Here is a 13,084-nt window from a genome sequence, read left to right on the forward strand (position 1 = left end):
CTTCGCCCTTTGCCCCCGGAGTCCGGTCTTGAACGCCCCGCCCCTCAGCTTCGATGCGCTTTTCGACCCAGCGTTCCTCACCCGCGTCCAGCAATTCGCGCTGTCGCTTGATCGCGTCCAAAAGGGCGGGCGGCTGGCGGAGCAAACCAGCACCGCACGCGGCCAGGGCATCGATTTCGCCGACTTCCGCCCCTATGTCGCCGGTGACGATCTTCGGACCATAGACTGGAACATCTATCAGCGGCTGGGCCGGCTGTTCGTCCGCGTGTTCGAGGAACGCCAGGACATGCCGGTCTATTTCCTGGTCGACGTTTCCAAAAGTATGTTCACGGGTGAATCGCCCCGCATCGCTGCCGGCCTCCGCGCCACGCTGGCCCTTGCCGCCATCGTTCTCGGCCAGCATGACTCGATCGGGCTCTTTCCGTTTTCCGATGCGATGACGATCCAGACCCGCCACCTTTCGGGCAAGAACAATCTGGTGCGCGCCGCACGCTACCTCGCCGACTATGAACCGGGCGGCGGCACGGCGCTGGCCGAATCGATCGAGCGGCTGGCAAGCATGCGGCTGCGGCGCGGACTGGCGGTGGTGGTCTCCGACTTCTTCGACGAAGCGGGGCTGGACCGGGTGCTTCCGGCACTCACGCTGCTGCAGCATCGTGTGCTGCTCGTCCAGCTGGTGCGCCCGGAGGACGCCGATCCGACGCGCCACCCCGCGCTGAACGGCGACGTGGCGCTCGAGGACTGCGAAACCGGCGCACAGGTGGAGCTGACGATCACCCCCGATCTTCTGGCACGCTATCAGCAGGCCTATGGCGCATTCAACGACCGGCTTCAGACCTCTGCCATCGAGCGCGGCCATGCGCTGGTGCGGATCGACGCCTCGCGCGATGTGCTGGACCAGCTGAGCACCGTCTTCCGGGGCGGGAAGCTGGCGTTGTGACCTTCGCAAGCTTCGGCCTCGGCCCCCTCCTGGTCGGTGCAATGCTGATCGCCGGCCTGCTCGCCCTGCTCCAGCGGCTGCGGGTGCAGCGGCAGGTGGTGCGGGTCGCAACGACGATGTTCTGGCGTGCCGCCGCTCAGGCCGCGCCCGCGCGCGTGCTGCTGGAGCGGTTCCGGCACTGGCTCGCCTTCCTGCTGATCCTGGCCATCGCCCTGACGCTGTGGTTTGCCGGCGCGCGGCCGAGCTTGATCCCCGCCGCAGGATCGCATCTCGAACTCTTCTACCTCGACGCTTCCGCAGGGATGACCGCAGGCGATCGCTTCGCCGAAGCCCGGCGCGCGCTGATCGCCGATGCGGGTGCCGTGCCGGCGCAGCGCCGTGCAATCTATCTGGGTGATCCCTACGGCACGCGGCTACTCGCTCCCGGCGAGGACCTCGCGCTGCTTCCCCAGCGGCTCGCGAACGTCCGTGCCGGGCTGTTCCCCTCGCGCTTTGCGGCCTGGGCCGAGGCGATCCGCGCGCAGATCGACGCCCGACGGCCGATCACCCTTCATTATTACGGCACAGCCGCCGCGTTCCGCGCGGCGGATGCCCCGGCAGCTGTGCCGCGGATCGCCGGCTATGTCGGGCCGCCCATTCGCGGCAACCGCGGAATCGTCGCGATCGGCGCGGTGCCGGCCGCATCGGGCGCGTGGGACAAGGCGGATCTGGTACTCCGGCTCGCCGCTGCCCAAGGCGTTGCAGCAGGCATCGACCAGCTGGTGTTTCGCCGCAACGGCGCCCCGTTCAAGCCGGGGCCGGCAACCGCGAGCCAGGGCCGGATCGCGCTGCGCGACATGCCCGCCGACGGCAGCCTGATCGAGGTCGCCTTCCGCGATCGTGACGGCTTCCCTGCCGACGACCGCGTCGCGCTGCGGCTACCCGAACGCCACCCGATCCGCGTCGCGCTGATCGGCGATCTGCCGGCAACCCTGCGCGCGGTGATCGCTGCCGATTCCGGCATGCGCATCGTCTCCCCGCAGGAAGCCGAGGTCGAGGTGCGGGGCCCGGCGGTCACAGGCTCCACCCGAGGCAAGCCGGCCTTCATATTGCAGCCGATGGACGTGCGTTCGGCTGCCTTTGCAGTGACCGATACGGCGTCGCGCACCGACCTGAACGACGCGCTTGACCAGCTTGGGCTCGGGCAGCTGGATGCGACCGCCATCGCTGACTCGCTGCACCGCCCCGTATCGATCGAATCCGGCATGGGGCCTGTTCGTACCGTCTCGGCCTGGCAAGCGCTGTTCGATTCCGGGAGCAGCTTCGCGCAGAGCCGGACCATGCCGCTGTTCGTCGCGCGGACCCTGCGCTGGCTGGCCAGCCCGCAGCCCTGGCTTCCCTATGCGGCCGCCGGCGGCACGCTGGTCGACCTGGACGGTGCCGGCGCTACCGGTTCCGCTGCGCTGGCCGGGCGCACGCCTGGTGGCGCCATCGCGCTGCCGCAGGCGGAGGACCGGGGGATCGCCGGCCTGCCGGTCGCGACGAGCCTGACGGACATCGAAACGACGCGCGGCGCCGGCGATATCCTCGCCGACACCGCTTCCGCACCCGCGGCCTCGGGACCCGCGCTCGACCTGCCCTTCACCCTCGCGCTGGTCGCCGCAGCGTTGCTGCTCGCGGTGGAATGGATCCTGTTCCAGCGCGGCCGCCTGCCATGAGAGACGTGTTGCCGCTCGACTTGACCCTGCTCCACCCGGAAATCCTCTGGGCGCTTCTGTTGCTGCCGCTGGTCTGGTGGAAGCTCGGCAGCCGGCCAGGCGTCGCGCAGCGGGCGCTGCGGACGGCGGTGTTCGCCTGCATCGTCGTGGCACTTGCGCAACCGAGCCTGTTGCTGCGACGCGCCGGAACGGCGCAGATGGTGGTGCTGGATGCGCGTGGCGGCCCCGCCGCGCAGGCGGCGTTGCGCCGCCTGCTTACCCGTGTAGCGCCGGCGGATCGGGTGACCCTGATCACCCTGGGCGGCGACCTCCGGGACAAGGATCCCCGCATCGTCGAGCGGATCTCCCTGCCGGCGGCCGCGCTTTCCGCCGGGCTGGACCGCGCCCTTTCGGAACTTCCGGCAGGCAGTCCCGGTGCCGTCACCGTGATCGGCGACGGGCGTGCCCGCGACGCGCATTGGGAGCGTGCGATCGACGGGCTGCGCCGCCGCCGCGTGCCGGTCAGTACGATCCTGGTGGAGGGCGGCGACCCCGCCCCGTTCCTGGCGGACTTGCGGGTATCGGCGGTCCGCGTCGGGGAGGTGGCGCAGGCGAGCCTGACCATCGCCGGCCGCGGGGAAGATCTGACCGTGCAGCTGCTGGCCGACGACCGCGAGGTCGCGCGCTCCGAACCTTTTGCGGTAAGCGGCGACGCGCGGCTCGATCTGCGCTTTCCGATGCACCGCACAGGTTTCGTGCCGCTTCGCGCCCGGCTGGTACGCGGGGGCACCGCTGTCGCGACGATCGACGGCGTCGCCGCCGTGCAGGATCCGCTGCCACTGCTCTATCTGGACGGGCGCCAGCAGGGCGCTGCGCCACGCCTGCAGGCACTGGTGGGCAACGCCTTCGCCGTCGATGCCCGCGACCCGCAGCGCCTGGCCGCCGGCATCGACTTTGCGGACTATGCCGCGGTGATGCTCGACGATGTTCCCGCCGCGATGCTGCCCGCCCCGCTACAGGCGCGGCTGCTCGACAGCGTGACGCGGGGCGGGACCGGCCTGTTCTACAGCGGCGGAGCGCACGCATTCGGCATGGGCGGCTATGCCGGCACGCCGCTCGCCGCTGCCCTGCCGGTGACGCTGCGGCAGGAAGACAAGCTCGAACAGCCAAGCGTTGCACTGGTGATCGTGATCGACACCTCGGGCTCGATGGCGGGCACGCCGCTGGATCTCGCCAAGCAGGTGGCCCGCTTCGCCGTGCGCAAGCTGGGGCCGATGGACAGCGTCGGCGTGGTGGAATTCTACGGCGCGAAACAATGGGCGGTGCCGCTGCAGCCGGTCCGCGATACCGTCGAGGTGGAACGCGCGATCGGCCGCATGCAGGCGCAGGGCTCCAGCATCCTGTTCCCGGCGATCCAGGAGGCATATTATGCGCTGAAAGGCAGCAACGCCCGCTTCAAGCACATCCTCGTCATCTCCGATGCCGGCGTCGAGGAACAGCGCTACCAGGCGCTGCTGACGCACATCGCCGATGATCGCATCAATGTCTCCACCGCGCTTGTCGGCAGCGATGTCGAGGGTGAGGAGCGGATGGTGCAATGGGCACGCTGGGGCCGCGGCCGTTATTATGCGGTGCCGGACGAGTTCAGCATGGTGGAGCTCAACCTCAAGCAGCCGCAGGACAAGCCGGCACCCGGCTACCGGAACGGCACGGTGGCGCTCTCTCCACGTCCGGGACAACCGCGCTGGGAGGGCGTGCAGATGACCGGCATGCCGCCGCTCGCCGGCTTCGTGCCCGCAGGAAAGCGCCCCGAGGCGGAGACCTTGCTCGCCACTGCCGGCGGTGACCCCGTGCTGGCGACCTGGCAATATGGCGCGGGGCGGATCACCGCACTGACCACCGAACCGCTGGGGGCGGGCACGATTACTTGGGCGCGCTGGCCCGGCTACGGGCAATGGCTTGGCCGCCTCCTCGCCCGCACCGCCAATCCCCAGCCGTCCGCCACGCTCAGCCTCGCGCGTCGTTTCGATCGGGTGACGGCGACGTTCCGCGACCCTTCCGGTAACGGTGCCGCGCCGCTCGTCCGATTCGTCGATCCGAACGGCAGGGCCATCGGCGCACCGCTGGCATTGGTCGAGCGGGCACCGGGCCTGTTCACCGGCGAACGCCGGTTCGATCCCGCCCGGCCGGCACTTGCCGAAGCCCGGCGCGGCGCGCTGGTGCTGCGTGCAGCGGACCGCGCGGGATCCGATGTCGGCGGGAACTACCGCCTCCCGCTCGCTCCGCTCGCCCGCCTCACGGGCGGCGCCTATGTCGAGAGCCCGGCTGCGCCCTTCCAGCCGCCCCGCCCCGCCGGTGCGACGCTGGCCGCGGTGGCGCTCGGCGGCTGGTTCGCGTTGCTCGCGCTCGCGACCTATCTCTCGGAACTCCTCCATCGCCGCTGGCCGAAGCGCCGGCGCACCGCATGAAGCCCCGGACAATGCAGCTCAGCAATCTTCCTCTTTCGTTGACGGCCGCGCTGGGGCTCGTGCTCGCCGCCGCCGATGGTACGCCAGCAAAGGCTATGGGCGACCGCGCTGCCGGGCACCTGCCTGGCGCGGCTGCGGCGCAGACCGACTCGCCGGCGCGCGAGCTGGATGCGATCGCCGCCGGCGGGGAACCGGTCGCGGTGCGCGCGGCGGCGTTGCTCGCCCGCGCGACCGCCGCGTGGCAGCGCGGCGACGCCGACCTCGCCATGGCCGCGGCCGACCGCGCCGTCGCGCTTTCCCCGAATACCGACACCCGGCGGCTGCGCGCCGAACTGCTCGATGCGCGCGGCCAGGAGGTCGCCGCCCGGGCGGCGTACGCCGAGGCTGCCGAGGCCAGTCGCGATCCGCAGGAACGGGCCCTGTTCCGCCTGCGCATCGCCCTGCTCGCGGACCGCCAGGAGCCGGCGGCACTGGTTCCGTTTGCCAAGGGCCAGCAAGCGAACGGCGTCGCCATCGCACTTGCGCTGCTCGGCGATGCCCGCGACGCGCTCGCCCTGTACCGACCGGCGGCAGTCGGTCCCGCCGCGTCGGTCGATGCGCTGCGCCTGGCCGAATGGGCGATTGCCGCTGCAGACCCCGCCGCCGCGCGCGACCATGCATGGCGCGCCTACCGGCTGGCGACCGGCGCACCCGATCGCCGCTATGCGCTGGCGCTGCTGGTCGAAAGCTTCCGCAACGCCGGGGACCTGCCGGGCGCGCTCGCCTTTCTCGAACCGCATGCGCAGGATGCAGAGATCGCGCAGCTGAGGGTCGACCTTCTGCTCGAACTCGAGCGCTACGATGCGGCGCTGGCCATGGTGGGCAAGGCGAGCGATCCCGCAATGCGCGAGCGGCTGCTCGGCATCCTCGACCTGGCGGGGCGCGCGCAGGAGGGCGAGGGAGAATATCGGCGCCTGATCGCAGCCGATCCGCACCGGCCCGAAGGTTATGCCGCGCTGGCTATCCTGCTGCTGAGCGAAGGTCGGCGCGACGCGGCGGTTGCGGTGTACCGGGACCTGTTCGCCGCCAATCCGGGACGGGCCGACCTGTTGGTAGCCGCGGCCCGCCAGATGATCGCCATGGGCCTGCGCGGGCAGGCGATGGGGCTGATGGAGGCCGTCGCCGGCGCACCGGGCATGGCGGTACCCTACCGCTTTTTCCGCGTGGAGATCGATCGCGCGCAGGGTCGCGATGCCGACGCGCTCGCCCAGCTCGCCGCGCTGCGCGACATCGTTCCCGCCGCCGCACCCGAGCGGGTGGCCATTGCCGACGCCTATGACGGCATGGGCCACAAGGAGGAGGCGCTTGCGGTGTTGCGCGGGCTGGAGGCCGCCGCGCCGACGCTGGATTATGACCAGCGCGTCCATATCGCCGCACTCGCAGGCCAGGCCGGCCATGGCGAGGAAGCGCTTTCGCGCTGGCGTCGCCTGTGGCGCGCCGCAGAACTGCCGGCCCGCAAAGCATATCTTGCCAAGCAGATCGTGAAGACGGCGCAGGCGCTGGGTACGCTCGATGCGCTAGCCGCCGAACTCGAACATGCACTAGCCAGCCGCACGGGCGAAGACGAACTGGCGCTGCTCGTCGAGCTGCGGATCGCCCAGAACAACCGCGCCGCGGCCGTCGCCGCGGTCGAGCGCGACGCGGGCGCCCACGCGACGGCGGAGACCACCAAGCTCAGCCGGTTGGTCGGCGTCTATGCGCGGCTCGGCGACCACGACCGCGTGAACCAGACACTGCGCCAGCTGATGCGCGCCGATCCGAAGAACGCCGATCTCTATCTTCGCCAGCTCACCCTCAATGCCGTGCGCTTCGCACCCGATGGCGAAGCACCGGCGGCGAAGCGCGTGCGCGTGGCTGCGCTGCTTGGTGAACTCGACCGGGCATCGCCTGCCTCCGATGCCCAGGCCACCCGTTTCGCCGCCGCCGTCTACGCCTCGGCGGGGCTCGATGAGGATGCCCTGCAGGCATATCGACGTGCGGCAGCGCTGCAGCCAGGCGACATGGAGGCGATCACCCAGATGTCCGACCTGCTGCGCAAACAGGGCAGGCAGGCGGAAGCCGTGACGATGCTGCAATATGCGGCAGGCCAGGCGCGCGATCTGCCCGCCTTCCTGGCCGCGATCGATGCGATGGCGGCCGTGCTCGCAGCTGATCCGAACGGCGCGCCCGCCCCGCCCGGTCTGGTCCGGCTCGCCGGCGCTCGCCTGCGCTGGGCGGAACGCCGGGCGCTCGAGCGGATCGCCGTTGGCGGCGAAGATCCGCGCCTTTACGCCCTTGTTGCCGATCTCGGCCAGGCAACGGCCGATTTTCCGCTCCAGCTGCGCGCCTATACCAATGCGCTTGCCGCGGCGGGGGACCAGCGGGCGGCGGTGCTGCGCGTGCTGGTGACGCTCGCATCGGGCGGGAACCCCGGCAGCGAAGGCGCCGGGCCGGTGGTGGGCGATGTCCATGCCAAGCTGGCGTTCGGCCGGCGCTTGCTCGCGCTGAAGCGTGATTATCCGCCCGACCTCTATACCGAACTGGCCAAGGCGCTGCTCGCGGTGCGCGACGTTGCCGGCGCGGAACGGGCGTTCGGCATGATGCGCGACACCGGCGGCCTGGTCGATCTGGATCGCCTGCGGGGCGATGCCTATGCGGCCAGCGGGTATGTCGACCAGGCGCTGCGCAACTATGATCGCGCCCTGCTGCGCGACCGCGACGACCCCGATCTGGTGGTCAAGACCTCGATCCTCCGCGAGCAGCGCGGCGACGATGCGACAGCCTTCGACTGGTACTGGCGCGCGACGGAGGCGCTGGCGCAGCGCCAGCCGCTGCGCAGCGGCGGCGAGGAGGCTGCACTCGACATCCGGCAATATGCGGGAACCTTGCTGGAAGGGCTGATGATGACCTGGCCGGACGAGGGGCCGGCGGCCGACCGCGTCGTCGCCCGGTTCGATGTCCTGCTGGCCGAGGCGGCTGCGGCGGTCGTGCCAAGCGACGGCGTCGGCCTGCCCGGCCATGCACGCCTGCGCTTCCTGGCGGATCTCGGTCGGCGCATCGCCGACCGGCGGTCCGACCCGGCGCTTGCCGATCGGATCGATGCGGCGATCGCCCCGCTGCTTCCCCGCGATGCGGAAGCACGGCGCGCGCGCGACCTGTTCCGCGACATCGAAGGGTGGCAGCCGGCCCGGCCGATCGGGCCCGACTGGATCGCCCGGGCGCTTGCGCGGCAGGCGGACGATACGGATAATGTCGAACTCGCCCAATCCATCGCGCTCGCCAGCCGGGATGTGGACGCGATCCAAGCGCAGGTCGCGGAGGCAATGGCCACGGAAGCGGAGAGTGTTGCCGCGGTGCAGCGCGGCGAGGCCCGGCAAGGCATGACCTCGCCGCTCTACGGCTTGCTGCTGAAGGGCGTGGACGCGCTGCCCGCAGGCCTGTTCCGCACGCTCCTGCTCGAACCGCTGGACAAGGCACCCTATCGCGATGCCATGCTGTTCGACATCTATCGCAGCGGGTCCGGCTGGTTCGATCGCATGGAGAAGGCGGCCGGGCATCCGCTTCTCGGGGACGCGCGGATGCTGAACCTGGTGGCCGAACGAGCAGGCCCCCTCCCCTATACCCGCGCCAGCTTTACCAGCCGGCGCGACGTCTCCGCCTCGCCGGCCGGTATCGTCGCCCGCTTCTCGATCCCGCAGAAGCTCAAGCTCTACGAGGACCTGGTCGAACAGATGCGCCAACAGGGCCGAGAGACGGGATATCAGGAGGCGCTCGTCGGCCAGCTGCTTGCCGCGCGCCTCGACGACGGCCAACGCACACGGCTAGCGGTCGCGATGGGCGCGGACATCGGGTTCGACCGACATCTTGGCGACCGCACGACGCCCTTCATCGTCCAGAAGCTGCTGGTGCTGGACACCGCGCCCGAAAACCAGGCGCTTTTGCTCGCGCGCGCCGCAGACGCAGCGGCGCGCTATGCCGATGCACGGCATCTGCCGGCGTTTCTGAAGGCGTTTTTCGGCGGCGATACCGCCACTGCCTATGCGGAACTCGTTGCACTGCAGGCGGATACCAGCGCGCGCTACCCGGCGCTGGACTATGCGACGCCCATCATCCGCCAGCGCTTCGCCGCCGAGGAACGACATGCGATCGATACATTCCTGGCCCGCGCCCAGGCCTCGCCGGCCGAAACCGCTTCGTTCTACCGCCGCTTCGTCGTCGCCGCGCAATCGGCTGGAAACAAGGCGGAGCGGGATGCCATCCCGAGCTATTACCGCAAGCTCGCGACCCTCGAACCCGACAACCCCACCTATGTGAGCGGCGCTGCGGATGCCCTGTGGGCGGCGGGTGACCGCGCTGGCGCCGTCGCGTTGTTGACGCGCTATGTCTCGGTGCATGCGAGCGACCAGGACGCGGCGTCGGTGTTGCAGATCGCCGAACGTCTGCTGGGACACGAGGATGCCTACGCCGCTGTCGCCAGGACAAGCCACGTCGATGTTCGAAACGACGACTGGCTGCTCCAGATGGTGAACCGCGCAAACGCGCCCGCGCCGGGCGGGTTCGAGTTCTCCTTCGCAGCGTTGTTCGGGCGCGTGTATCCCGACTATGCCGCGCGCTTCGCGAGCGACCCCGCGGTGGCCGAGATCGAACGCCGGCGCCACCTGGCGGAGGCCCAGCAGGCGGGCTCATCCTACACGTCGCCGCTGGCGCCGTTGTACGAGGCAGCGGGCAAGGCGCCGGCAACGGTTCTGGCCCAATTGCGGGCGCTCTGGCGCGGAACCGCGCCCCGAGAGGGCGACGAGGGCGCCTCGCTCTCCGGGCGCCAGCAAGTGCTGCAGGGATTGCCCGATCCTGCCAATCCGACTCCGGAAACCGCGCCCTTGCTCGCTATATTGCGGACGCCTGCGGGAACACGGGAGCTCGAACGCTGGCGCGGGGCTATCGATCTGCAGCTTCGCGGCTATGCCGAGCGGCTCGACATGCTGATTGTCGATGGACTGGTGCACCAGGGCGTGGCCCCGGCGAGGATTGCCGCCGGGCTCGCGGCCCTTTCGAACGGCACGTTGCGGTCGGATGCGCTGGACCTGCTCGCGCAACTGATGGTGCGACTGGAGACGCGGCTCTCCGCTCTCCAGGCACAGGCGCTGACCACCCGCCTCGCCGCCGCCCCCGTGCAGAGCGCCGATGCCAGGATCCGTTTCGCCGAGCTCTACGCGCGGGCGGGCGACACCCAGGCGGCGGGCCAGCTGCTCGAAGCGGCGTTGCTGCAGCTGGTCTATCCAGCAGCCACGGAAGCCATGTATGGTGGCGACGTTGCGGCGAAATTCGCGGCACTGCTCGCGTCGCTGCACCGCTGGCCGGACGCCGCGGCCGCGCAGGCAACCGAGAAGAAGCTGCGGGCACGGCTTCGCCAGGAGCTTGGCGATTCCGCCGATGCGCCGCCGTTCGGCACCGATGCCGACGCCGCGGCTTCGTAACGGCGAAGGGGAGAAGGGGCATGGCGCGAGCATGGCCGCATCGATCGATGTTCGGACAGATGGCGCTGCTCACGCTGCTGCTGGTCGCCTTAGGCGTCTATGTGCTCGCCATCCGGCCCATTCTGGACGTGCTGCCGCCAAGCGCCTTCGATCCGCTGGATGTCAGCGCCCAGAAAGTGAGCGAGACGATCAACGCCGAAATCTGGATGCTGGACGGGCATCCCGATCGTGCCGTGTCGCGCGAGTTCCAGGCGGTGATGACGGCGGCGAGGCAGCGCAATCCCGGCTTCCGCTACTATATTCGTGTGGGCGATCGAACGCTCGGCAATCTTTCGGCGCCCGTCTATTTCGAACGGACCGGCCTGGCCCGTCTCGAGGCGGTGCGCCGACAAACCCCCGTTCCGAGCCTGTGCATGCAGATGTTCGAGAACCTGTCGACCGCCGGTTCGATAGGAAAGATGGAATATATCTATTGCGCGTCTCCGCGCTATTATGAATATTTCGGTCTCCAGCATCCCTTTCCTACCGACATCGATCGCACGGACCGGGCATTTCGCAAGATATTCTGGAGCTATAGCGACCGCTTCCTGTTGTCGGTCGGCGCGGTGTTTGCCCTGGTGTCGCTCGTCATACTGTTCAACATGTGGACGATCCGGCGCGTGGCCCGCGTGGCGCAATCGTTCGATGGCAACCGGCTCGATCTTCAGCTCCCGGAGAAAGGCATTCCGCAGGAGGTGCTGCCGCTGGTGCGGGCCGTCAACCAGTTGATCGGCCGGCTGGCGACCACCCAGGCCCGGCAAAAATTCTTCCTCTCCGCCGCCGCGCACGAGATGCGCACGCCGCTTACCGTGCTTCGGACGCGGCTCGAACTGCTCGACGAAGCCCCGATCAAGGATAAGCTCATCGGCGATGTCCGCCGGCTCACGAACCTGGTGAACCAGCTGCTGACGCTGATGAAGATCAACACGCTGCTTGAGGTGGAAGGTACGATCGATCTCGTCGCAAGCACCCGCAAGGTGATCGCAAGCCTGGGGCCGCTTGCCGCCCCGCGCGGAATCGCGATCAGCTTCGCGCCGCAATCCGACGCCTTCCCTGTCGTCGGCAGCGCCGAGCTGATTGAAGTGGCCATTGCCAATCTGATCGACAATGCGTTGTCTTTCACGCCCGATGGGGGCGAGGTGTTCGTCGCGCTGGATGCCGACGGTCTCCTCTCGGTCCGCGATTTCGGGCCCGGGATCGATCCCGCCAAGGCCGTCACCCTGTTCGAGCCCTTCGTGCGACATCCCAGCAACCGCCGCGGCCATGGCTTGGGCCTCGCGATCGTCAAGGCCGTGGTGACGCTGCACGGCGGGACGGTGGCCGCCCGCAACGCGGAAGGGGCAGGCGCCGTGTTCGAGCTCCGGCTGCCGAACGATCCGGATCCACGACGCACCGGGGCCGCTAACGCCGCGACGGTGCGCATCCCCTCCTTCGACGCCACCTTCTGATTGGTACCGCGGCCAGCTCCAGGCAAGCTTGGCGTGGCAAGGCGGGCGGCAGTCCCATAGCCGGAATCCCTGCCGATGCTTCCTGTTGCGCTGCCCGCCATCTTCGCCGTCCTGCCGGTCGAGGACGCCTCCGAACCCCTGCGCTACGATCCGCGCGGCAGGCCGGTGGTGTCGGTACGCATCAACGGGCAGGGCCCGTTCGACATGGTGCTGGACACGGGCGCCCAGTCGAGCCTGCTGGCACCGGCACTGGCCGAGCGACTCAAGCTGCCGCCGATGGACAGCGACATGCGGATCGTCGGCGCGACCGGCGGCGCGGCCGCCACCCTGTATCCCGTCGATCACCTCGCCAACGCGCTGCTCGAACAGCGCGATGTCGCGCTGTTCCGCTTCCCCAATCCGCAGGTCACGACCGCGCTCGGCATCCTTGGCATGGAGTCGTTCGGCGATCGTCAGCTGATGTTCGATCGCGCGGCGGGCCGCGTCGTCGCACGCCCCTCGGCCGCGGTGCAGGGCCGCTTCGTTGCCCTGAAGGGCCGGATTGGCGACAACGGCCTGCTGCTCGTGCCGCTGATCCTCAACGGCGTTACGATCGAGGCGCTGGTCGATACCGGCGCATCTGCAACCATCGCCAATGCCGCCGCCCTTCGCGCGCTCGGATGGACGCCGGACGATCCCCGTCTGGCTGCGGCCGGCCAGATCCGTGGCGCCACGGCCGATCAACAGGGGGTCCGCAGTACCCGCATGGCGAGCGTCAAGATCGGACCAGCCACCCTGCACGACGTGCCGATCTACTTCACCGGCGCCGGCAGCGCCGACGCCAAGCCCGAAATCATCCTCGGCGCCGATCTGTTGAACCTTTTCGATGCATTCGCGCTCGACTTTCCGCGTGCGGAGTTCCAAGTCCGGATCCCGGAGCAACCGGCAGCAGCGCCACCCGCTCCGACACGCTAGGCATGACAACGCGCAAACCGTCGCAAGGGGACAGCGGCAGGTATGGCGCATCCACGGACCGAACGGA

General features: G+C 69.7%; 6 protein-coding genes. All 6 read left to right on the forward strand.

Going from position 1 to position 13,084, the window contains the following annotated elements; all coding sequences use genetic code 11:
* The first annotated feature begins 28 nt into the window (after nt 1-28).
* The 6 genes from SPI01S_RS09845 (at nt 29) to SPI01S_RS09870 (ending at nt 13,017) form a co-directional block, all read left to right on the forward strand.
* Complete coding sequence (locus SPI01S_RS09845) at nt 29-940, forward strand: DUF58 domain-containing protein (RefSeq protein ID WP_066721676.1); 912 nt, start codon at nt 29-31, stop codon at nt 938-940.
* Entirely contained in the window at nt 937-2,637 is a 1,701-nt protein-coding gene (locus SPI01S_RS09850) for a hypothetical protein (RefSeq protein WP_066721678.1), read from the forward strand. The genes SPI01S_RS09845 and SPI01S_RS09850 overlap by 4 nt, the downstream gene beginning before the upstream one ends.
* Before the next feature lie 8 nt (nt 2,638-2,645).
* Entirely contained in the window at nt 2,646-5,084 is a 2,439-nt protein-coding gene (locus SPI01S_RS09855) for a VWA domain-containing protein (RefSeq protein WP_066721680.1), read from the forward strand.
* Nucleotides 5,081-10,576 carry a hypothetical protein gene (locus SPI01S_RS09860; RefSeq protein WP_157084630.1) on the forward strand — a complete coding sequence of 1,832 codons (5,496 nt, stop codon included), beginning with the start codon at nt 5,081-5,083 and terminating at the stop codon, nt 10,574-10,576. Before SPI01S_RS09855 ends, SPI01S_RS09860 begins: the two co-directional genes overlap by 4 nt.
* Before the next feature lie 20 nt (nt 10,577-10,596).
* The gene (locus tag SPI01S_RS09865) at nt 10,597-12,063 is read left to right on the forward strand and encodes a sensor histidine kinase (RefSeq protein WP_084253372.1); all 1,467 of its coding nucleotides are present in this window, start codon (nt 10,597-10,599) and stop codon (nt 12,061-12,063) included.
* A gap of 75 nt (nt 12,064-12,138) precedes the next feature.
* Nucleotides 12,139-13,017, forward strand: coding sequence for a retroviral-like aspartic protease family protein (locus SPI01S_RS09870; protein ID WP_066721686.1), 879 nt, complete (start codon nt 12,139-12,141; stop codon nt 13,015-13,017).
* The last annotated feature ends 67 nt before the right edge of the window (nt 13,018-13,084 follow it).

Origin of the sequence: Sphingomonas pituitosa NBRC 102491 (genome assembly GCF_001598435.1) — a bacterium.
GTDB classification, from domain to species: Bacteria; Pseudomonadota; Alphaproteobacteria; order Sphingomonadales; family Sphingomonadaceae; genus Sphingomonas; species Sphingomonas pituitosa.